We start from the raw sequence: 20,812 nt of genomic DNA, 5'->3' as shown, positions 1-20,812 counted from the left end.
TGCGTCCTAGGACTTGTTGGCCTTGCGCGTCTTCAACTCGTCAAGCAGGCCCTGCTTGTTTTCGCGAATAAACTTCAGGGTCGCATTGCACATGGCCTGTCCCAGACCGGCAACAAAACAGCATCCTGGTCTGAGTTCGCCGTTTTCATCGCGGGCATTTGATTTTTGATGGGCCGGTTTGTCGGTGTTTTCCGGATCAATCTGATGGCTCATCAATTCATGACGGGCAGCAAATTCATCAATCAGCGCCTCGGTCAGTTCAATCGGCATTTCCTCGGCAAAGGTCAGCATGAACAAGATATCGGAACGATAACGATCCTCGGCCGGTCTGGTCTGCAACAACGTGCGCAGAAATGTGCGACGTCCTTCAGATGTCAGCTGATAGATTTTCTTGTCCGGTCGGTTTTCCTGTTCATGTTCAACAAATGTCACCAGACCGTCCTGAGTCAGTTTGGTCAGGGCCGGATAGATCGAACCAAGGGACGCGATTTGAAAATGGCTGAACGTGCCATCTTCAAACATCTTGCGGATTTCATATCCTGTTGCCTCGCCACCCATCAGGGCACCCAGACATAAAGTACGTACGTCCATCTTGTATTCTGTATCCTTGTTTACGCATCCGGGACTGAGTATGCCGCGGCGGGGGAAAGTGCCAAAGCGACTATATCAGTCCGATATATATCGAACTATCATATATCAATTCGATATAGTCAATTAAATATGATGGAACCTTTTGTGACAGCCCTTCAATCTGGACGAAGCATGTTTGGTTCGTGTTACAACATGATTGTTGTGATGATCGGCCCCAGGGTCGGAGTATCGGGGACCATCGGGTGATCACTTTCGCAAAGTCGATCCCGGGCGGCGTCCGCCTGTGCATAATCGGACGCCGATAGTGTCCGGCTGTGTATATTGAAACGATATAGTTGATCGGGTCGAACATTGTTCGTCGTCTGAAGATCCATCTGAAAAATCAGGAGCATGCCGGAATGACCGGTTGGACGTATTATGTAAGCGCTGTGGTCGCAGCCGTCGGCGTCGTGCAGGCGGTGTTTCTGTGTCTTATTCTGCGGTCCGAAGGTTCGCGTGCCTTTGGGGCCAACAGATGGATGATGCTGTTTATTGCTGCTGTTGCGCTCAATCTGATCGAGGATGTTGCTGAACCTTTGGTCTCGGCCGATATGGGCGGGTTGCTTGATCTGTTCTTTAGTCCGATCAATTTTGCAATTGCGCCTGCGGTCTACCTTTATTTCCTGGAAATTTCGGGCAACCCGTCGCGCCGCCCGTGGGGGCATTTCATCTTGCTATTTGTGGTGTTTAACCTGACGGCGTGGGTTGTCACCCATAATGGTGGGGGGACCGTTTGGGGGGGCAATATACGATCGCGGAATTTGTTGATGCCTTTTGCTGGGGTACGATCTTTATCCAGATAACGATATATATTGTTCTGTTGTGGCAGGTGGCGTGTCGCTATTTGCGCAAGACCGAAGAACAGCTTGGTGCGGATCGCAAGGCGATGCAACGCTGGATCGGCGTGGTTCTGGGTGGCCTGACCTTCGTGTTTGTTACGGTCGCGGTAAGCAAGATTGCTGAGCTGTACTTGCCCGACAATGCCGAAATGTTTGGCACCGAGATCGCCTTTGCGCTGGTGCTGTTTGCCATGAGCTATGAAATCGCCACGCAGCCGGCCTTGTTTGTCATGGCTGATTGGCCATCCGATGATACCCTGGATGAGGCCGAGGAAGCTGGTGATGTGCAAAGCCAGACGGTCATGTCACCGGACGAAAATGCGCCCGTGCAAACAGCTCGGACGGATCATCGTGCGCCTGACGATACAATCCCGCGTCCGTTGCTTGATCCCGACGGTGTGGAACGGGCGTTGGCGCGCCTTGAAGACATTCAGGCGCGGGGGGATATTCTTCTGGACCCGCTGGTGTCCTTGCCGAAACTGGCGCGTACGGTTGGCATAACCCCCAATCAGCTGTCCTATGTGCTCAATCATCATGTCGGCAAAAGCTTTTTTGACTTCGTCAATGCCGCGCGTATCCGCGAAGCCCGGTCCGTTCTGGTGCTTGAGCCTGATCGTACCATTCTTGATATCGCGCTAAGTGTCGGGTTCAATTCGAAATCGACCTTTAATCTGGCCTTCAAGAAAATCACTGGTGAGACACCCAGTGCGGTGCGTGAAGCGGCAAGGCGGGAATTGTTGTCCGCGTCGGTGACGTCCGAACCGCCAATTTCAGGATCGGATCAACAGCATTGGACGCCAAAGGTTGGGTGATCACGGATGCTGTAGCCTCTTTTTTCAAGGGGGCATACATGCAGCAACCGCTTTTTTCGATTCAACCCAATTTCAATTCTGCAACAGACGCGCACGCGGCGAAAGATTTACAGCGCATTCAGCGCTACCGAAAATGGACGCTTCGCCTTGGTGTTGTGCTGCTTTTGGCATTGGTTTGTTTTACCCGTGCAGGATTTGATCGCAACAGTGTATGGCACCACACTATCCAGGTTATCGGGATGATGGCGATCATGGTCTGCATTGTGGGGCGGGGCTGGTGTTCGCTGTATATTGGCGGGCGCAAAAAAACCGAACTGGTGACGTCGGGCCCTTACTCGATGTGTCGAAACCCGCTTTATGTTTTCAGCTTCATCGGTGCATTTGGCGCTGGTGCCCAAACCGGCAGTATTACCATCGGGCTGGTGTCGGCTGTTTTGTGCTGGACGGTGTTCCGGCATGTGGTGCTGCGGGAGGAAGCCATGCTGGCGGAACGGTTTGGCCGGCTCTTCAAACGCTATGTGAATACGGTTCCGCGTTTTCGCCCGACATGGTTCCGCTGGCGAGACGAGAAGGAGATTTTGTGCCGACCGGCCCTGTTTTTGGCCACCACCCGCGATGCGATGTGGTTCTGGATTGCCATTCCCGTGTTGGAAGGTGTCAAACTTTTGCAAGATCACGGGTGGCTGACACCGGTATTCTGGCTGCCATAAATCCATGATCATTTGCAGGGCAGAGATGTTGGGACGCGATCGGTTGATAAGGTTCTCTGACCGGATTGCTTTATGGTGTTACATCTTGGTTAGGTATGCTGTCAGGCAGCGTTATCCGTTGGCCTGCCGCCAAAGGATTTGATCATTTGATTGCGTTCATCTTCACGCAACGGATCGGAATCAAGGGCTAGGGCGGCGTCAAGTGTCTGCGGTTCGACCATCAGGACGTCAATGCCGTCCTTTATGTCCTCCTTCGCCCAGAGATGGACATGACATTCCAGCTTGATATAGCTGCGCATTGCAGCATCAGGATCAAGCTTTTCAAGGGTGTCGACTTCATACTCTCCAGGTGAAAGCAACCCGGGATGACCGGGCAAGTGGAACGGATGAAAGAACGTCACCGAACGATGGGTTGTGCGGGTTATGCTCATAACATGGCTCCTTCGAGCATCCGGAAGATGACCTTGAAGCTGCGGATCTGATTTTGTTTTGAGTGTTCACCCCTTTGGGGCGGCTTAAGATCCGCAATCCCCGATCTCTTCGGGTCATTCGGTAAGGCGCCGATACCTGTGTCATATGCTCGGGACGCACAGGCATCATTGGTCAGGCGCCAAGTGTGTAACCCTGCCTGCGAACAGGCACGGTGTATACATTATATATGGGGTTTCGGCCAAAACACAACGTTCAGCACAAATATGCGCGCGATCCAGGTTTGAAAAGCGCGGGATAAAATGCGCCGGATTTCAAAGGATGATTGGCTCAACGATGTGCAGGGCGGTCCGGATCTGCATCGCATGTCAGGGCAATATCGAGATCAACCGGTTTGATGGTAAGAATACGATCTACCATCATGCCGTTATGCTTGTATTTCAGATGCAAATCGGTCGACACCCTGCGATAGGCCGTAATCGAGACACCTTCGATCAGTTCTTCGGTGGTGTCGACGACATAGCTTCCCGGCGGAAACAGATCGCTATGTCCGCGCAAGTGAAACGGATGAGCAAAGGTCACGGTTTTGTGCGTCATCCTGCTGTGCTGCATGGCACCAGCCCTTTATGAAGCGGGAAACGAATGTTTCCTGCATGTTCATGATTTTCGGAAAGTTCGATCAGAAAAGGCGATGGCGGAGGATAACCTCCGCCAGCACGGTATCAGTCATTCGCGCCTTGATGCGCGGTCGGTTTGGTTTCGGCAGGGGAATTTTCGGACTTTGGCTTTGCGGCAGGTGCCGATGCGCTATCTGACGATTTTGCATCCGGCTTCGTGCCCGCTTTTCCCTGGCTTGTCGAAAAACTGCGAAATGACATGATGTGATCTTTCTATTTGCCGGCGCAAAGCGCGCCCGCTAATGGGGAAGTGGTGCGCGTGCGGGCAAATAGCAAACATGCCAAACGGTCTGTAACGGGTCATCTGGCACAATCGTGCGGGAAAGGCTCGCTTATTTCGGATAAAATATATTTTGTCATCACTGGCAAATTGCGGGGCGGGGTTCAAACCCCGCGCAGATTGCCCCAGACATGGACGTGCCATTGCGGCAGAACGCGGACATCAAACCATTTGCGCTTTGCGACTTCATCGACCAGCCAGCGATAGCGTTCCGTCAGGCCAGCGATATCAACCCCGTCTGCGCCATCCGGGTGGGGCTCAGCAGGGGTTGTATTGACCGGCTGCAAACAGACTGGAATGCCAAAGTGAAGGTTCGTCACATAATCGGCAAACAGCAGGTCTGCTTCGTCACGGACCGGGAATTTCAGGGTGATCGCCGGGCCATTGAGCATGCCATTGGCTTGGGCGGCATCCAGGCAAGCCTGTAATGCATCCTTATCAAAATTGGTTGAGGCGCTTGGCGGTTTGGGGCTGATTGTCAGGAAATTGAGATCGGCAAACCAGTCCTTGGCGATGCTGCCCTGGGTTTCAATCGCGAATGTGAACCCTTCTGCCTTGCCCAGGGTGATCAGCTCGCCCAGTGGCTGGATTGCCGGGTTGCCGCCCGAAAGTGTGATCAGGATCGGTTTGCCGCCAGACAGCTTTTTGACTTCATCCAAGACCGCAGCGGCAGACATCGGTTTCCAGTCGGCGCGAAAAGCCGGATCAACGGCATAAAGCGTATCGCACCACGAACAGCGGAAATCGCAGCCGCCCGTGCGGACAAACACGGTCGGCATGCCGATAAGCGTGCCTTCGCCCTGAACGGTCGGACCAAAGATTTCCGATATACGGATTTTACCGCGCGCATCGGGAAGGTCGGCAAAGTTGGGATCGTGCACCGTCATGGACGATATTCCGCCCAGGTTTTCGGTGTTTCGGAAACCCGTACCGCCGAAACTTCCGGCCAGCGATCATGCGCCCAGTCATAGAAAAACAGCGCAAGTCTTTCAGCGGTCGGGTGATCGTGACCAAGAACCTCATTGAGGTGACGGTGATCAAACTCGTCATCGATCAGACGTTTGAGCGGGCCAAGTTCGCGATAATCACGCACGAAACCACGTTCATCAAGGGCAGCACCTTTAAGCTCCACCTCGACGATATAGTTATGGCCATGCAGGCGCGCGCACGGGTGATCTTCTTCAAGGCCGCTGAGTTGGTGGCTTGCGGAAAAGGCGAATTGTTTGGTGATGGTGAACATCGGTTTTCTTTCGGTGTCGTCTTGTCTTGCTGAAGGGTGCGCTTGGCCCGGGGTTCCCGCCTTCGCGGGAATGACGGTACGCGTTTGGCAACACAACAGCCAAACTTCATGCCCGCGCAGGTGGGCATCCATACAGCAAGGTAGTTATAAGGAGTTACTCGGCGTCGTCGTTTTCGCCTTTGGCAAACTTGCGCGCCATATGGTCGGCACGGGCCTGTTTCCAGTAATCGCGATCGACATAAACGGTCGGATCCTTGACGCGTGCCAGTTCAAGCGCCTCGCGCCGCTCGACACAGGTGCCGCACCGCCCACAATGGGTTTCCCCGCCCTTGTAACATGACCATGTCAGATCGACCGGCACACCAAGACGCCCTGCCTCAAGCGCGATATCGGCCTTCGAGACATTGACAAACGGCGTATACAGCTTGACGTCCTTGACACCTTCAAGGGCGTGGTCCTGCATGGTCTGGAACGATTTGATGAAATCGGGACGGCAATCGGGATAGATGAAATGATCCCCGCCATGCACAGCCGCGGCAACTGCATCGGCGCCGGCACTGGCCGCCGCACCAAAGGCCACAGCGAGCATGATCGCATTGCGGTTCGGCACCACAGTAATGCGCATGGTTTCTTCGGCGTAATGGCCATCGGGCACATCGATATCATCACTGGTCAGCGACGATCCGGGTAAAAAGGGCACCGACCGGGGTCAGATCAACGATGTGATGTTTGACGCCAAGATTACGCGCCGCACGGGCGGCGAAATCGAGTTCCTTTTTATGGCGCTGGCCATAATCAAACGAAATCAGGGAATGGAGCTTGTGCTCAACCGCGACCTTATAGGCCAGCGTGACGGAATCCAGCCCGCCAGAGCAGACGACAATCGTCTTCATAATGATCAGTCTTTCGTGTTTTTAACCTGGTGCTACGACAGGGGAAGGATCATCCTTCCAAGGGGGCGGGGTTTGCCATGCCGGTTGCCAAAACGCAAGCACAAATCCACGCATGTGGTCATGCGTGAGGCGCAGGATTGCTTGGGTTTTACACGAAATCAGCGATCAGACGGGGTGGCCGGATCAGGCGCGCTTTGCGCTAAGTACATGAAAACAAATCGGGACCTGAAAATGGCCGTCTTCGATATAAGGGGCCAATGTTTCAAACATCGCGGCATTGATAGCGCCGACTTCCATGTCCGATGATTTGCGCAAGACATTGCCAAACAGCATGTCCATTTGCGGTTTCCAGAACGGGGCGTTTTCGGGAATACGGCCAGCCGGGCTGTGGGTTGTTGCTTCAATCCCGGTAAAGCCTGCTTTTTCAAAGCGCATCATCGATTGATCGGCATCGCCAAAGCAGAACGGGTCCAGCCCGGCGGCATCAAAGCCGATGCCAAGGATGTTGCCAAGAACCGCGTCCATGGCGGCAAACAACGGATTATCCACGAGCGGCGCCCAGACCATAAATACCGCCTTGCCACCGGGGCGCAGAACGCGGAATGCCTCGCGAAGCGCCTTGTCCGGATCCTCGCAAAACATCACACCAAAGCGGCACGACACCACGTCAAAGCTTTGATCCTCGAACGGCAGTTTTTCCATATTGGCCGGAACGGCCTTGATGTTGGAAATTTCTTCTTCGGCGGCGCGTTCCATCAGCGCATCGCACATATCCGAAACGATATCGGATGCAGTTACATGCCCTGCAATTCCGGGGATGTTAGCGCTATCATCCGTGCCGCCGCCCAAGGCGCGGGCAAAGGAAAAGGCCGGCTCACCCACCCCGGATGCCAGATCAAGCACCTCAAGCGGTGCGCCATCGCGCAAAGCTGCAAGCCCCGGAAGGTCAGCGGCCTCGATCATGTGGCGGTTGATCTTTTCGGCCGCCGGTGCCAGGCGTTCGGCCCAGGTGATCCAGTCGGTCGAAAGGTTTTGCCAGGTTCGGGATGATTTGTCGGCGGCGGTGTCGGATGTGTTGTCGGATGTCGGGGTGGTCATGGTCGATATGTTTCCCTTTGCGTTCCGCAAAGACCATAGACTTAAACCCCATGCCGTTTAAAGGATGTTTTGCAGCGCAATGAGGGTCAGAAGCCCCGCGCGGGGGCGCGGGGCTTCCTACACTCGCTGAGAGGTGGCTCTTCAACCTGCCAGCAAGCGTATCAGGTTCTGGCGCATTTCACTGACGCGGGCCAACATCGCGACACTTGATTTGATCAGGATTTGTTTTGATGCGTAGTTGGTCAATTCCATCGCAACGTCGAGATCAAGCAGGCTTGAGCGCGCCTCTTTGACGTTTTCCAGCGTCGAGGCAAGGCTTTCGCTGGCAACATCCAGACGGTTCTGGTTGGTGCCGATATTTGCCCGTGCGCGTTGCAGATCATCAATCGCGCGCGTCACGGCCTCGATCGCACTTTGGGCCTTGGCGGATGTGGCAATCGCATTGCTGCCCAGCTCATCAAGGCTTGTCTCGGTGCCGGTTTTGCCCGTGCCAAGGGCGGCACCATCAACCGCGGTCGTCGGGATCGAAAGCTGCGCACCGCTGGTATTACCGCCGCCAAGCTGGAAATAGATCTTGTCAGGCAGTTTGTTGCCCTGATCCTCAAGAACCGAGAAGACCGAGCTGGCCCCAAAAATCTGTGCCGTGGTCGATCCATCGGCACCGGCACCATCGGACCCTTGGGCCAGGGCGTTGGTGATGGTGGTCGCGATATTGAAGTTCAGGTTCACTTTCACACCGACATCCCCGAAATCGAGTGTCTGTGTTTGACCGGCATTAAGCGCCTTGCTGCCGCCGGACGCATAATCGGTGACATCGATGCTTTGGGGCCGGTGCGGGCTGGTGCCATCGATTTCGGATATGGCACTCAGCAGAACGCGATCCCCGGACTTGAGCACATCAAAGCGGAGCTGATTATCCGCCGATCCGTTATCGTTGGCATCCCGCGCCCAGTAATTGTCATCGGTGATGGTGAAATTTGAAAAGCCATTGGCAACCGAAAGAACCTCGGCCGAGCCACCAGCCTGCAAATCCGAATAATCAAGGGACACATCACTACCATCGCCGAGCAACTGGATGCCGTTGAAATTGGTTGCGGCCGCAATGCGATTGATCTCGGTACGCAGTGCGACGAATTCGTCATTGAGAAACCCGCGTTCCGTGTCCGACAGGTTTTCCGATGCGGCCTGAACGGCCAGTGTGTTCATGCGCACCAGCACATCGTCGATGGTGGCCATGGCCCCGTCGGCAATCTGCAGCATGGAATTGCCCTGACCGATATTGACAATCCCCGATGTCAAAGCAGAGGCCGTCGAGTTCAGCCGCGACCCGATAGCCATTGATGCGGCATCATCGCGGGCAGAGACCACACGTTTCCCCGATGACAGCTTGGCAAGCGATCTGTTCGCAGCCTCCTCGGCGCGCGCCAGATTGCGGTGCGCCAGATTGGCCGCGTGGTCGGATATGATATTTAACGCCATAACGCAGTTCCTACCTGAACAAGCAAAGATAAAAGGTGGCGGCGTGGACGACCTCCTCCTGAGATCGGCTGAGGGCAATGTTAATTAGATAAAACTTAAATGGCAATATCTAATATTAGAATCTTCTTAATGGTAACTATCTGAAAAATATAAGAAATATGCCATCCTACGCGAAAGAGGGGGTGACTCATACGGATGGAAATCAGCTGTTCTGCGGCTGTGAACTCAAACCCGCGATATCGCGCGCCCTCACAGGCATTTTCGCTCCACGTCGACAGGGGACGTAACGCGTGAGGGTGCCCGATGGAGCAAGAAAGACAAGAAGGCCTGAACATCTGGCGGTTGGCGGGATCATCCATCTTGGCGGCTTTGACCGCAGTGCTTTATTTCGGGTTTGTGATTACACTTTTTGCCGGATTTACTGCCGATATTCAGCGGGACTCCCTTGTGCGGGAACTGGGTGTCTCTACGCCGGGAATGCTGGAACGATTGGTGCTGCAAGCCTTTCACGAGGCCGCATTGCGCGAAGACGCGGACACGCTTCGTGACGAGATTCGTGCCCTTGATACCAGATCCCTTGAAGAGACCCGGAATGGCTTGGCCTTGCGCAAGGATGCGATTGCCGCATGGTGGGAGACGTTTGAGCAGTTTTCACAACTTGGTGCGACAGTTGCCAAAAACAGGCCGACAATTGATGCCGAATTCGCCGATGCCTTCCTGCAGGTTTTGAATGCAGCGCATCAGTTTGTTGCAAGCCAGGATACTGAAACGCCAATAAACAGGCCGCTTGCGCCGTCACCCGATGCTGCGGGTGCGGGGCGCACAATATCTGATCGCCCCGGCCCCGTGATGCTTGATGTGCCGTTTGGCGAAAACGATGTGGACCAGAAACGTCGGGCAGATGGCATTGAAATCATGGCGAAGCTCAATGCGCTGCTGGATAACCCGAAGTTCGCCGCAGCAGCATCAGAAACGCTCAAGGATCAGGTCGGACAGAAAGTCGAGGCCATCCGCAGTGCCATGATGCGTTTCGAGGAGAAAAATGTGCGTGCCCAGATCGAGTGGGCCAATATCCGGGCGCAAGGCCTGCACACCGAAAAAGTGCGCAGTGATTTGCAAAATGAACTGGACGCGGTCCAGGCAGAGATCACCCGTCAGGATGATCCAATGGGACAGGAGTTGCTTTCACTGGTTGCGCTATTCCAACATCCGGTCGGCCATGTGCTGTCCTATTTGATCCAGTTGCCCACCATCATGCTGACCTTGCTGGTCACGGTCGCGGCAGGCGGACTTGGCTCTGTGGTGGCCTTTACCAGACAGAATTTCGGCCAGCCGCCCACCCCCAAAATCCCGCCCAAAACACTGCCCGATGAAAATGCCACGGAACACAACGCCGCAGATCACAATGCCATGGATCAAACCGCGACGGATGCAGTGCCAGCGCCGCAGGCGGAAACGATGCTGCGGCTTCAGGGATGGGCGCAGCTTGGCAAAAGCCTGAAACCCGCTGCAAGGCTGCTCGTCATGACGGGGGAGGGGATCGCTGCCGCCATGGCCATCTTCCTGTGTACAGAGGCAGGGGTGCTGATGGTCAGCCAGGGCGGGCCCGACGGATCAGGGCAAATCGATATCAGCCCGTTTCTTGTCACCTTCATGGCCTTCGTCTCGGGCTTCATGGCCGAAGACGCCTTTGCCCGCATTCAAGCGGCCGGGCAAAAGCTGTTTCGGGTTACGGATGATCACGAAACAGGTGGGGGAAATGGACGATTATAGTCTGTGTTGGGGTGATAGCGAGTGTGCTTATCCGAGCTGTTCTTACATCGATTGAGTGAAGTAATTCTGTGCCAATTCAGCAATTTCTGAGATTTTGGAAGTCGATAAAACTGTCATTGGGACGTTGAAGTGCGTTGCGATCATCGCGCAATTAATCAGCGCTAGGTTTTGGTACTCTGTGATCTGCTCGGTCGAGCGTTCCGGACGCTCTCGTGTGTGATCTCTTTCCCTTCGCTGTTGAATTATGACAGGGGGCTCAAACAAAAAAATAAAGTGCTTTGGGGTTGCGGGTTCAAAGATCGTAGGTTCAACGGCCACTAACCCGTCAGGGGTGTCGATTACAGTATGAGAATCAAAGATATAGTTTTTGTTTGAGGGTAAAGCCTTTAATGCCTCGGATAGGGCGATTTGATTTTCTTCAATGTTTCCAGTTCGTAGTTGCTCTGAAGTGTAGTTCTGTTCTTGTTTTGATTGAAAAAATTTTTGTATTAGCGCGCTTGCTTGCAAATGCTCGAACACCAGAGTTCGATTGAGCTCTGAGATGATAGTGGATTTTCCTATTCCGGATATACCACTCAACACAATTGTTCTCTTAGACTTCAAAACCAAGATCCCTCTCCTTCAGTAATGATAGCGATGCATCTCTAGGTATTTTGCATATCGATTGGGGAGGGTGTTGCTTAAATATCTCTGACTTTATCAAATCAAATAATCGAATTGCTGGATCAGGATAGCCAACAAGCAAGAAATTGATAACTTTGACCGGGCTACTTTCACTTGCTTTCATTTGTTCGAACTGTTTGGCTGTGTAGACTGATCGACCGCCAGCCAATTGCAATAGTTCATTATATGAATATGCAAGGGATAAATCCTCAAAAACTCCAATTGCAGTTATCATCTGGGATGGTTCGTGCTCAGATTTACCTTTGTAAAAAAGCAATATAGACCCCTTTTTGATGGAGTTTATCTTAGCTCGGCAAATATATACTTTTCTAATGGTATTGCCGGGGCGTTTAGGTCCATCAGATATGCCTGAGTGGCTAAATAGGTCGGCCCGCATGAGTTCTGGAAACAAAATATCATGAAAACTTTCGCGGATAGGTACGCAATAAATGTCGACTGTGTCGTCAGCGCAAAATCGAGGATAATTCTTTCTCGAAAGGTCGAAATTTGTTGCTTCTGGGGAAGAAATTAACTTCTGGCGCGAAATTATTTTTTCGTAGGTTCTCTCATTTGATTCCGATGTGGCGGTATGTTCGAAACCGTAATATTCAATAAGATCAATTAAGGTTTCCTGTTCTGGAAATGTAGTAAGGTAAACTAGGTCGTAATGATTTTTTTGTGCAAACCACAATGACTGCTTTAGCAATAACTCACCTAGCTTGACGCCGCGTTTTTCAGGACGAACCTTAAAGGTGCATATTTTAAGAATTTTCTCCTTTTTGTTAACAGCATCAGTATCGGCAGATGTTTCATCCTTTCGGACTATTATACCCGCGATGCAATCATCAGTTATTGTCCAGCATTTGCGATGGGCTTTGACACATTTCTCTGTCCACCAGTCGTCAAATCCCGGATAGCCTTCGCGAAGGCTATCAAAAATCTTGTCGGTTAACGGGATTTGATATGCTTCAACCTCTTCGACGCAGTTAACAGGTACTGCTACAGGCTCATAGGTTGATTGCAATAACAGTACTGCATCGGCAATAAGCAGTACTCGACGTACTAAATTTGGGGAGTATTTCCTTGCCCGTTCATGTAGTCCGCGGTCCTCTGTGACCAAGAAATCAGCAGCAGAAATACTTAGTGCGTGCAATAGTGTCGCGTCTACCAAATCATTGTGACGCTTAATCGGGCCAAATGATTTTTCCAATTCGGCTTTAGATAAGCCGCGTACTTTGCTGAGCGTTTGAAACTTGGCGATTTTGGATAAAGATATAGCTCTACGCTTTAAGTCTTTATCTTGTTCAATGTCATCACGAGCAGCCTCGTGGATATAGACGTCAATCTTGTGTTTGCTAGCCAAGTTGATGAGTGAAGAGTAGTTCTGCGGAGTAGCTTTAGAGTCTTCAAGACCAATAAATACGTTCGTATCAATTAGGTACTTTGACGTACTCATACTTTAGAGCCTCACGAAGCATTGGCCTTGCATACAAGAATGACTGTGGAGGCTCAAAGTCGAAGCGCTCACGTAATTCTTCTAGGCCAATTGGGCGGTGCAATGGCCTAGGGTTTTTCAACCGTAGCACAAATCCGTACTCCAACCCACTAAAGTAATTGTCAAAATCGTCTTTTCTTATGCACGCTACGGACGAGTAATCATCCCAAATGTCTTGGACTGGTGTCTTCAACACATCGGAAATTTCAGCTGAACCCACCAATGCCCGTTCCGGGCTGGTCGAATAAATATACATCACCGTTCCACTCGGGACACTTGTTGGGAACCTGCGGCGAAGTTCTACGCGCTTGGTGCCCAGAAGTATTTCCTGAGAGTATTTAGGCTTAATGCTAAGGATTATATCTCTTTGTGGATGATAGGCTGCATCGTCAATCAGAGGTAGTACAAGTTGATCTTCTTGGCCCCAACCTTCTTCAAAGGCACCTGTTAACTTCAAGCCTAACGCAGACTGGCTTCCAAAAGTTGCATCAATACGTAGCTTGGCGCCTAAAGCCTCGATATAGGATTTCAACGTTGAGACATGTATATCGTCCCGGCCCTCCAATTTTGAGAGGGCGGTTTGGCCAATGCGAAGCTTTTTCGCCAACTCCTTTTGGGTAAGGCCCGAGATTTTACGCAAATCTTTCAGTCGCTGCCCAATGGCAATTTTCGCGTCATCGGCTGTTTCAGGCGTCGCTTTTATTACCTTGCCGGAGAGCTGGCCCATGGGTCACCATTCGATAAGTTGTCAACAATGTCTTTGTATCATGGGGAAAATATGACGTTCAAGTCATATGCTATCTCGTGTCATATTCTATCATGGATTGTATGGTGGCATATCGATATGTCTAAAAAATTAAGTAACTGATTGATTTGTGCAGAGCGTAAATTAGGGGGAGCGTCAGCGAAGAAAAACCGGCCCCAAGGGAGCCGGTTTTAATCTGTGCGAACGAGATGTTTGGGGCGTTAGCCGTTGGTGCCGTAGCGCGGAGCGTTGCGCTGGGCATTGCTGCCTGCTTCGGCGTAGGCTTGGCTGGCCTGTGCGGTCTGGGTGACCTGCGATTGCAGGACCTGCTCATCGCGTTCCGGCGTTGCGGCCTCGGCGGCTTCTTCTGACGCGCTGCTGTTAAACAGCTCGGTCAGGCGCTGCTCGATGCTTTGCAGGCCTTCATTAAGGCGTTCTTCGGTCTCGTTGATATTGCCGTTGATTTCGTCATTCAGCGCGCCCAATCCATCAAGGATGGCACGCGCATCTTCAAGACCGGCCTGAATGCCTTCGCTTGCCTGATCAAAGATCTCGCGGGCTTCGGCCTCGGAACTTGCGTTCGATGCAATCAGGTCGCCGACACGGGCAAGAATGCGGTCTGCAACCGCCTCTGGCGTATAATCGTCGGGGTTAACCCCCTGGATCGACAGGCCGGTCGATTGCAGGCTTTCATTGATCGCGGCAACGATATTGTCGGCCGACAGGCGCACTGCGGATTCAGAAGACAGCGAAACAGACGTCGCAGCTGCAAAGGCAGATGCGCCATTGTTTCCGGTTTTTTCAGAATCGCTTTGGCCCGGCAAATAGGATTGTGCCGAGCGTGATGATGCCCCGGATTGTTGGGATGACAGACCACCAATGGTGATATCCATAAACGTCCTCCCTGGACGGACTGCGTTAAGCGCGGTGCTGACAATCAGCACGTTTCCAAGCATTTCGGCGCGGCAATTTTGCGCGCAACCAACAGCTTAGTTAAATTCATCAGTTAATATGGCATGAAAATCGGTAAAAATCCAGTGGTGTTGTGAAATTCGGGGTTGATGTCTTTTGCGACGGGTGCCGTGATTGCCTTGGCCGTGGGCATGGCCGGTGTTTGGTAAAATCGTCGGGTTTTCGCCGGAAATCTCGTTATCTGATGTTGCACAGCGATCAAAGCGCGCTTATGAACACTGCTTAAGAGTATTTTGAACCCAATTTGGTCGGATGGGCGCGGCTTTGCGCCAGCGCCCCGATCCAATAGGCAGGAGTTGATTGAGCGTGGCGAACTATCAGGAAAGTGCGCAGGAATTTGAAAAGCGCTGGCAGGCATATTGGCGGGAAAACGATACCTATCGCACGCCAAATCCCGGCGATGCCGATTTCGACGCAAGCAAAAAGAAAAGCGTCATCCTGGACATGTTCCCATACCCAAGCGGGGTTGGCCTGCATATCGGGCATCCGCTGGGCTATATCGCGACCGATGTAAAGGCCCGGTTCGAGCGCATGCGTGGCAAGAACGTTCTGCATTCCATGGGCTTTGATGCCTTTGGCCTGCCGGCAGAACAGTTCGCCATTCAGACCGGTCAGCATCCGCGCATCACGACCGAAGCCAATATTGAAAACATGCTGCGTCAGCTTCAGGTCATCGGCCTTGGCCATGATCCGCATCGTCGTTTCGCCACGACCGATATCGACTATTATAAATGGACGCAGTGGATCTTCCTGCAGCTGTTTAACAGCTTCTATGATCCGACCGTGGAATGGAAAGGCCCGCAGGGGCAGATGATCAGTGGTCGTGCGCGCCCGATTGCCGAGCTGCGCCCGTTGCTTGAATCCGGTGAATGGTTGCTTGACGAAGATGGCGTGCCGCAGCCGAAATCGGTCATTGGCGAAGGCACCAAAGCCGAAGGCAAAGAGATTGATCGCGCGATTGATCGCGGGCGTTTGGCCTATGTCGATGAAGTGCCGGTCAACTGGTGCCCGATGCTGGGCACGGTTCTGTCGAACGAGGAAGTCACCAACGAAGGCAAGTCCGAACGTGGGGATTATCCGGTTTATAAACGTCCGCTGAAACAGTGGATGTTGCGCATTACCGATTATGCCGACCGTTTGGTGGCCGATCTTGAAGGGCTGGACTGGCCAAACGGCGTGGTCGAGATGCAGAAGGGCTGGATCGGGCGTTCTGTCGGTGCGCGGGTGAATTTCCCGGTCACGCTTTCAAACGGTGCGGATGACAAAATCGCGGTCTATACCACCCGCCCGGATACCATCTTTGGCGCGACCTATATGGTTCTGGCGCCGGAGCACCCGCTGGTTGATAAGCTGGTTGCCGAAGACAAGAAGGCCGACGTTGCCGCTTATCGCGCGCAGGCGTCCGAGCTTAAGGCCGTGTCGGCCAAGGATGATGCCGAACGTGAAAAAACCGGCGTATTCATTGGCGCGCATGCGACCAACCCGGTGACCGACGAAGAAATCCCGGTCTGGATTGCTGATTATGTCCTGATGGGCTATGGCACCGGCGCGATCATGGCCGTTCCGGCCGGTGATCAGCGCGACTTTGAGTTTGCCCATAAATTTGATCTGCCGATCAAGGCGACCACCAAGCCGACGGATAGCTGGCTTAAGGACAACGCCCCGGCAGATGCCGGGGATGCTGATATCGCGACCCTTCTTGCGCGCTATGAGGCAGAACCGGGCGCCTTCAAGCTGGCCCAGGTTGAGGTTGGTGAGACAATCAATTCCGCCAATGACGAGGTATCGCTGAACGGTCTTTCGACCCCGGATGCCAAGGCCAAGATCATCGATTGGCTGGAAGCCAAGGGGATTGGCCGTGGGCGCGTGCAGTACAAACTGCGCGACTGGCTGTTCTCGCGTCAGCGTTATTGGGGGGAGCCGTTCCCGGTTCTATTCGACGTCGAGACCGATCAGGTCCATGGCATTGCCGAGGCCGCCCTTCCGGTCGTTTTGCCGGAAATGACCGATTTCAAACCAAAATCCAACGAAGACCCGAATTCCGAGCCGGAACCACCGCTTGCACGTGCCAAGGACTGGATGGAAGTCACAGGTATCGTCCTTTCCGATGGTTCGGTCCTGCCGGTTGAGGCCGAAGTCGGTTCAAAATACGCCCATGACGGGGCGGAATATGAGGTGCGCGCGTTCAAGCGTGATGCCAACTCCATGCCGAACTGGGCCGGGTCATGCTGGTATTATCTGCGCTATTTCGATGCCAAGAATGATGCCAAGTTTGCGTCTGATGATGCGGCGGCCTATTGGGCGAGTAGCACGGATGCGAATGGCGATGCGCTTCCGGGTGCGGTTGACCTTTATGTTGGTGGCGCGGAGCACGCGGTGCTGCATCTGCTCTATTCGCGTTTCTGGCACAAGGTTCTGTTTGATCTTGGCTATGTCGCAACGCCGGAACCGTTCCAGAAGCTGTTTAACCAGGGCATGATTACGGCTGATGCCTACACCGATGCGCGTGGTGTGTATGTCGACATCCATGATGTTGAAATGCGTGATGTCGATGGCAAGAAGGTTCCGTTTAATGCCAAGACCGATGAACAGCTGATCACTGTGCCGGGCAAGATGGGCAAGCGCTACAAAAACGGTATCCCGCCCGAGGAAATCTGCGACCAGTACACCATCGATACGTTCAGAACGTACGAGATGTATATGGGGCCGCTTGATAGCTCCAAACCTTGGCAGTCAGATGCGATTGTCGGCATGATGCGCTTCCTGTCCAACGTCTGGAAAGTCACGACCCAGATGGAACGCACCGATAACGTTGATGGCAAGATAGAAACGCTTCTGCATAAAACCATTGCCAAGGTGACCAAGGACGTGGCCGATCTTCGCCATAACACCGCGATTGCCGCACTCATTGAGCTGACCAATGCGCTGACCAAGCAGAATGCCGTACATGATGATCATGCCAAGGCCTTGGCATTGATGGTAGCCCCGTTTGCCCCGCATCTGGGTGAAGAGCTGATGAGCCGGATGGCAGCCGATGAATTCGGTGCCAGGAAATCAGTGATCAAGTTTGATTGGCCGGAGTTTGATGCCGAAAAGGCCAAGGATGACGAGTTCGAAGTGCCGGTTCAGGTCAATGGCAAGAAGCGTGGTTCAGTGATGGTGGCGGCAGACGCGGATCAGGCAACGGTCGAAGCACTTGCCAAGGCCGATGAAAACGTTGCCCGCCATCTTGAGGGCAAGGACATCGTCAAGGTGATTTATGTCGCCAAGCCGACCCCGAAACTGGTCAATATCGTGGTGAAGGGCTAAACCTTTAAAGCCAGAGCGAATATTTGAGAAGGGCATGTTGCTTTGGCAGCGTGCCCTTTTCTATTGGTGCGGGTTAGCGGTCTGCAAAGATGGCCTTGGGGTCGCAATCGCTGATGATTGCGGAGGCCGGCAATTCGCGTTCAATGATCTCTTGATCTGGCAGCAGGCTTGCGCGGCCAAACAGTTTTGCCAGGCTCCCGTCGCACAGCATTTCGTAGATCGCCTTGTTAAAGGCCCTGCGGTTCTCAATCCCGGCAAGGTCGGCCTTGAACAGGATCAGGACATTTTCGCTGGTGACGGGATCGTCGGTAACAGAGATCATGTCTTCAAGACCAAGCAGCTTTCGGACATGGTTGCCCGAAAAACGTTCGATGATGGCGGCATCCAGGCGATTACTGGCAATCATGCGCAACAAAAACGCATCGTCGGGCACGCGTTCAAGGTTGAGTTCCTGGCGATCGAGAATGTAGTCAGGGTAATGATAGGCGGCCAGCCCAACGCGCGTGCCATCAAGGTCTTCGAGCTTGGTGACATTGCCATGACCAAATTGATCAGTGCTGTAAAAAATCAGATTTTCGCGGCGATAAAACGGGACAGAGGCCAGCGAGACCGGAATTTCAGAAAGTGACGGATAAGCCCCCAATGCATCATATTTTCCGCTTATGAAGTCCTGCACCGCACGCCGTACCGGCAGAATGTCAATGACGACGTCTGTGTCCGACCGCCTTGCTATTTCCGCATACATATCAATGAAAACACCGTGATCCTTGCTTTCCGCCATCAAAGGAATATAGGGAAAAGCTACCCGGATCGGTGACGTTGAGGGCGCGGCCAATACGTGTCCGGTAAACATTAGAAGGCAGCCGAGGGCGGCGGAAAGAAGACGCATATAATAAGGTACATGTGTTGTGAGGCATTCATGGAAACTAGACCACGTTCCGGGAGGCGGCACAAGGGCGCTCTCTATTGCCGCAAAGCGCTTAGCAATTGACGGGGCATGGTCGGCTGGCTACAAATCGGCGACCAGATTATTTGCAAGGTTTTACCAATGAGCTACGGGCGCAAGATTTCAGTTATCGGTTTGGGCTATGTCGGATTGCCGGTGGCGGTTGCATTTGGCACATCGTGTGGCCGCACCGTCGCCTTTGATATCAATCAGGCGCGGATTGCCCAGCTTAAAGCGGGTCATGACGCGACCGGCGAAGTCGATGACCATGAACTTGCCGCAGCTGATCTTTTGTTGACGGCGGACGCCGAGGATCTTGCCGAGGCCGATTTCCATATCGTAACCGTGCCGACACCGATCGACAGTTCCAACCGTCCGGACCTGTCGCCGCTGCGCTCTGCTTCGAAAACCGTTGGCGCCATCCTTAAAAAGGGCGACATTGTTGTTTACGAAAGCACGGTCTATCCGGGGGCGACCGAAGAGGAATGTGTGCCGATCCTCGAAGAACTTTCGGGCCTGAAATCGGGCAGTGATTTTACGGTCGGCTATTCTCCGGAACGTATTAACCCGGGTGATCGCGAACATCGCTTTACGACCATTACCAAGGTTGTTTCGGGTCAGGACCAGGCAACGCTTGATATCGTGGCGGATGTTTATGGCAGTGTGGTGACCGCTGGTATTCACAAGGCCCCGACCATCAAGGCGGCCGAGGCGGCGAAAGTTATTGAAAACACCCAGCGTGATTTGAACATCGCACTGATGAACGAGCTTTCACTGATCTTTGACCGCGCAGGCATTGATACCCGTGACGTGCTCGAAGCAGCAGGAACCAAATGGAACTTCCTGAAATTCACTCCGGGGCTTGTCGGTGGTCATTGCATCGGTGTGGATCCCTATTACCTGACCCATAAATCCGAAGAGCTTGGCTATTACCCGCAGGTGGTTCTGGCCGGTCGCCGGGTGAATGACGGCATGGGCGATGTGGTGGCCAACAAGGTCATCCGGGCATTGCTGCGAGAAGGGGCAACCAAGAACCCGACTGTCACGGTACTTGGTCTGACCTTTAAGGAAGACGTTCCTGATATTCGTAATACGCGTGTGATTGATATCGTTCGGTCGCTCGAAGAGGCCGGTGTCACTGTGCAGGTCCATGACGTGCATGCGGATGCGGACGAAGTGGCACACGAATTTGATGGTTTGAAGCTTTGCTCGGACAGTTGCCTGCAACCTGCAGATGCCGTTGTTCTGGCCGTGTCGCACAAGGAATACGTTGCCAAGGGCTGGCCGCTCGTCAGCAGCTTGCTTAAAGATGGCAAGGGCTTTGTCGCCGATGTGCGTGCGGTTCTGCCGCGTGATGCGGTGCCGACCGGCATCGACCTTTGGCGTCTATAAGTCCGCAAAACTATTCGTCCTGATAAAGATCAAGCTCGCGCTGCAGCTTTTTCGTCAAACCCTTGGCGACAATGCGGTGCGAGCTTTTTAAATGATCCTTCAGGTCATTATCGCTTAAGCCCGGCGCATCGTAGTGCTGGATCCATTTCATGCCACGCGATGCCAGGTAGGGGGCAGGGCGCAGGCCGGGCATATCTTTCAAGACCTCATAGCCGATTTCGGATGTCTTGAATGTGACACCCAATGTCTCTTTTGTGGCCCAGCCGCCAATGGCGAACACCTTGCCGCCGACCTTCCAGACATCCGCGCCACCCCACTGAACAACGTGGGTTGTCTGTGGCAGGGATTTGCAAAAGGCGTTGAATTCGTCCCGATCCATTCTAGCCATCCTGTTCATGCGTTTGCCATCAGTGTTGATGGTACGCAATCA

21 protein-coding genes are annotated in these 20,812 nt (G+C 53.2%); 6 read left to right on the top strand and 15 right to left on the bottom strand.

Going from position 1 to position 20,812, the window contains the following annotated elements; genetic code table 11:
* Positions 1 to 6 precede the first annotated feature (6 nt).
* Positions 7 to 591 carry a PadR family transcriptional regulator gene (locus tag DY252_RS16885; RefSeq protein ID WP_064788524.1) on the bottom strand — a complete coding sequence of 195 codons (585 nt, stop codon included), beginning with the start codon at positions 589 to 591 and terminating at the stop codon, positions 7 to 9.
* A gap of 398 nt (positions 592 to 989) precedes the next feature.
* Between DY252_RS16885 and DY252_RS22555 the strand changes: the two genes are divergently transcribed.
* The 3 genes from DY252_RS22555 to DY252_RS16875 are packed head-to-tail and all read left to right on the top strand — an operon-like array spanning position 990 to position 2,991.
* A complete protein-coding gene (locus tag DY252_RS22555) occupies positions 990 to 1,433 on the top strand; it encodes a hypothetical protein (protein WP_245960857.1) in 444 nt (147 codons plus the stop codon).
* A gap of 26 nt (positions 1,434 to 1,459) precedes the next feature.
* Complete coding sequence (locus DY252_RS22550) at positions 1,460 to 2,281, top strand: helix-turn-helix domain-containing protein (protein WP_245960856.1); 822 nt, start codon at positions 1,460 to 1,462, stop codon at positions 2,279 to 2,281.
* Entirely contained in the window at positions 2,260 to 2,991 is a 732-nt protein-coding gene (locus DY252_RS16875; RefSeq protein WP_231959689.1) for a methyltransferase family protein, read from the top strand. Before DY252_RS22550 ends, DY252_RS16875 begins: the two co-directional genes overlap by 22 nt.
* A gap of 101 nt (positions 2,992 to 3,092) precedes the next feature.
* Here the strand turns inward: DY252_RS16875 and DY252_RS16870 are convergent, their stop codons facing one another.
* From DY252_RS16870 to DY252_RS16840, 8 genes are all read right to left on the bottom strand, one after another.
* Positions 3,093 to 3,422: a hypothetical protein gene (locus DY252_RS16870; RefSeq protein WP_064788523.1), complete on the bottom strand. Its 330-nt coding sequence runs from the start codon at positions 3,420 to 3,422 to the stop codon at positions 3,093 to 3,095.
* Positions 3,423 to 3,750: 328 nt separating this feature from the next.
* Complete coding sequence (locus tag DY252_RS16865) at positions 3,751 to 4,017, bottom strand: hypothetical protein (RefSeq protein WP_129542757.1); 267 nt, start codon at positions 4,015 to 4,017, stop codon at positions 3,751 to 3,753.
* A 464-nt stretch (positions 4,018 to 4,481) separates the two neighbouring features.
* Positions 4,482 to 5,264 carry a 7-carboxy-7-deazaguanine synthase QueE gene (queE, locus tag DY252_RS16860; protein WP_064788520.1) on the bottom strand — a complete coding sequence of 261 codons (783 nt, stop codon included), beginning with the start codon at positions 5,262 to 5,264 and terminating at the stop codon, positions 4,482 to 4,484.
* Positions 5,261 to 5,617 carry a 6-carboxytetrahydropterin synthase QueD gene (queD, locus tag DY252_RS16855; protein WP_064788519.1) on the bottom strand — a complete coding sequence of 119 codons (357 nt, stop codon included), beginning with the start codon at positions 5,615 to 5,617 and terminating at the stop codon, positions 5,261 to 5,263. Before queD ends, queE begins: the two co-directional genes overlap by 4 nt.
* 154 nt (positions 5,618 to 5,771) lie before the next feature.
* The gene (locus tag DY252_RS16850; protein ID WP_269451515.1) at positions 5,772 to 6,317 is read right to left on the bottom strand and encodes a 7-cyano-7-deazaguanine synthase; all 546 of its coding nucleotides are present in this window, start codon (positions 6,315 to 6,317) and stop codon (positions 5,772 to 5,774) included.
* Complete coding sequence (locus tag DY252_RS22705) at positions 6,283 to 6,510, bottom strand: 7-cyano-7-deazaguanine synthase (protein WP_269451514.1); 228 nt, start codon at positions 6,508 to 6,510, stop codon at positions 6,283 to 6,285. The genes DY252_RS16850 and DY252_RS22705 overlap by 35 nt, the downstream gene beginning before the upstream one ends.
* A 183-nt stretch (positions 6,511 to 6,693) precedes the next feature.
* Positions 6,694 to 7,608, bottom strand: a complete 915-nt coding sequence (locus DY252_RS16845) for a class I SAM-dependent methyltransferase (RefSeq protein ID WP_064788518.1) — start codon at positions 7,606 to 7,608, stop codon at positions 6,694 to 6,696.
* Positions 7,609 to 7,749: 141 nt separating this feature from the next.
* Positions 7,750 to 9,087 carry a flagellin N-terminal helical domain-containing protein gene (locus DY252_RS16840; RefSeq protein WP_064788517.1) on the bottom strand — a complete coding sequence of 446 codons (1,338 nt, stop codon included), beginning with the start codon at positions 9,085 to 9,087 and terminating at the stop codon, positions 7,750 to 7,752.
* Between the two features lie 303 nt (positions 9,088 to 9,390).
* Here DY252_RS16840 and DY252_RS16835 point away from each other — a divergent pair, with 303 nt between their 5' ends.
* Complete coding sequence (locus DY252_RS16835; RefSeq protein WP_064788516.1) at positions 9,391 to 10,860, top strand: hypothetical protein; 1,470 nt, start codon at positions 9,391 to 9,393, stop codon at positions 10,858 to 10,860.
* A gap of 42 nt (positions 10,861 to 10,902) precedes the next feature.
* On the opposite strand, the gene DY252_RS16830 is transcribed toward DY252_RS16835, so the two are convergent.
* From DY252_RS16830 to DY252_RS16815, 4 genes are all read right to left on the bottom strand, one after another.
* Positions 10,903 to 11,469 carry an ATP-binding protein gene (locus DY252_RS16830; RefSeq protein ID WP_064788515.1) on the bottom strand — a complete coding sequence of 189 codons (567 nt, stop codon included), beginning with the start codon at positions 11,467 to 11,469 and terminating at the stop codon, positions 10,903 to 10,905.
* The gene (locus DY252_RS16825; protein ID WP_064788514.1) at positions 11,453 to 12,979 is read right to left on the bottom strand and encodes a PIN domain-containing protein; all 1,527 of its coding nucleotides are present in this window, start codon (positions 12,977 to 12,979) and stop codon (positions 11,453 to 11,455) included. The genes DY252_RS16830 and DY252_RS16825 overlap by 17 nt, the downstream gene beginning before the upstream one ends.
* Entirely contained in the window at positions 12,954 to 13,745 is a 792-nt protein-coding gene (locus DY252_RS16820; RefSeq protein ID WP_064788513.1) for a helix-turn-helix domain-containing protein, read from the bottom strand. Before DY252_RS16820 ends, DY252_RS16825 begins: the two co-directional genes overlap by 26 nt.
* A 239-nt stretch (positions 13,746 to 13,984) precedes the next feature.
* Positions 13,985 to 14,656, bottom strand: a complete 672-nt coding sequence (locus DY252_RS16815; protein WP_064788512.1) for a DUF5610 domain-containing protein — start codon at positions 14,654 to 14,656, stop codon at positions 13,985 to 13,987.
* Positions 14,657 to 15,041: 385 nt separating this feature from the next.
* Here DY252_RS16815 and DY252_RS16810 point away from each other — a divergent pair, with 385 nt between their 5' ends.
* A complete protein-coding gene (locus DY252_RS16810; protein ID WP_064788511.1) occupies positions 15,042 to 18,044 on the top strand; it encodes a leucine--tRNA ligase in 3,003 nt (1,000 codons plus the stop codon).
* A 73-nt stretch (positions 18,045 to 18,117) separates the two neighbouring features.
* Here DY252_RS16810 and DY252_RS16805 read toward each other — a convergent pair whose 3' ends face one another.
* Entirely contained in the window at positions 18,118 to 18,825 is a 708-nt protein-coding gene (locus DY252_RS16805) for a substrate-binding periplasmic protein (RefSeq protein ID WP_064788510.1), read from the bottom strand.
* Between the two features lie 267 nt (positions 18,826 to 19,092).
* On the opposite strand from DY252_RS16805, the gene DY252_RS16800 reads away from it, so the two are divergent.
* Positions 19,093 to 20,382 carry a nucleotide sugar dehydrogenase gene (locus DY252_RS16800; RefSeq protein WP_064788626.1) on the top strand — a complete coding sequence of 430 codons (1,290 nt, stop codon included), beginning with the start codon at positions 19,093 to 19,095 and terminating at the stop codon, positions 20,380 to 20,382.
* A 10-nt stretch (positions 20,383 to 20,392) separates the two neighbouring features.
* On the opposite strand, the gene DY252_RS16795 is transcribed toward DY252_RS16800, so the two are convergent.
* Positions 20,393 to 20,761: an MmcQ/YjbR family DNA-binding protein gene (locus DY252_RS16795; protein ID WP_064788509.1), complete on the bottom strand. Its 369-nt coding sequence runs from the start codon at positions 20,759 to 20,761 to the stop codon at positions 20,393 to 20,395.
* Positions 20,762 to 20,812 lie beyond the last annotated feature (51 nt).

The sequence above is a fragment of the Thalassospira indica genome (assembly GCF_003403095.1).
GTDB classification, from domain to species: Bacteria; Pseudomonadota; Alphaproteobacteria; order Rhodospirillales; family Thalassospiraceae; genus Thalassospira; species Thalassospira indica.
Note: the sequence above shows the minus strand (reverse complement) of the source record. Positions and strands in the feature narration are given on the sequence as shown.

Coding starts and splice junctions, on each gene's coding strand:
- DY252_RS16845 (WP_064788518.1), bottom strand. CDS start 7,608: ATGACCACCCCGACATCCGACAACACATCCGACACCGCCGCCGACAAA.
- DY252_RS16815 (WP_064788512.1), bottom strand. CDS start 14,656: ATGGATATCACCATTGGTGGTCTGTCATCCCAACAATCCGGGGCATCA.
- DY252_RS16870 (WP_064788523.1), bottom strand. CDS start 3,422: ATGAGCATAACCCGCACAACCCATCGTTCGGTGACGTTCTTTCATCCG.
- DY252_RS16835 (WP_064788516.1), top strand. CDS start 9,391: ATGGAGCAAGAAAGACAAGAAGGCCTGAACATCTGGCGGTTGGCGGGA.
- queE (WP_064788520.1), bottom strand. CDS start 5,264: ATGACGGTGCACGATCCCAACTTTGCCGACCTTCCCGATGCGCGCGGT.
- DY252_RS16885 (WP_064788524.1), bottom strand. CDS start 591: ATGGACGTACGTACTTTATGTCTGGGTGCCCTGATGGGTGGCGAGGCA.
- DY252_RS16820 (WP_064788513.1), bottom strand. CDS start 13,745: ATGGGCCAGCTCTCCGGCAAGGTAATAAAAGCGACGCCTGAAACAGCC.
- DY252_RS16795 (WP_064788509.1), bottom strand. CDS start 20,761: ATGGATCGGGACGAATTCAACGCCTTTTGCAAATCCCTGCCACAGACA.
- queD (WP_064788519.1), bottom strand. CDS start 5,617: ATGTTCACCATCACCAAACAATTCGCCTTTTCCGCAAGCCACCAACTC.
- DY252_RS22555 (WP_245960857.1), top strand. CDS start 990: ATGACCGGTTGGACGTATTATGTAAGCGCTGTGGTCGCAGCCGTCGGC.
- DY252_RS16840 (WP_064788517.1), bottom strand. CDS start 9,087: ATGGCGTTAAATATCATATCCGACCACGCGGCCAATCTGGCGCACCGC.
- DY252_RS22705 (WP_269451514.1), bottom strand. CDS start 6,510: ATGAAGACGATTGTCGTCTGCTCTGGCGGGCTGGATTCCGTCACGCTG.
- DY252_RS16825 (WP_064788514.1), bottom strand. CDS start 12,979: ATGAGTACGTCAAAGTACCTAATTGATACGAACGTATTTATTGGTCTT.
- DY252_RS16800 (WP_064788626.1), top strand. CDS start 19,093: ATGAGCTACGGGCGCAAGATTTCAGTTATCGGTTTGGGCTATGTCGGA.
- DY252_RS16805 (WP_064788510.1), bottom strand. CDS start 18,825: ATGGCGGAAAGCAAGGATCACGGTGTTTTCATTGATATGTATGCGGAA.
- DY252_RS16865 (WP_129542757.1), bottom strand. CDS start 4,017: ATGACGCACAAAACCGTGACCTTTGCTCATCCGTTTCACTTGCGCGGA.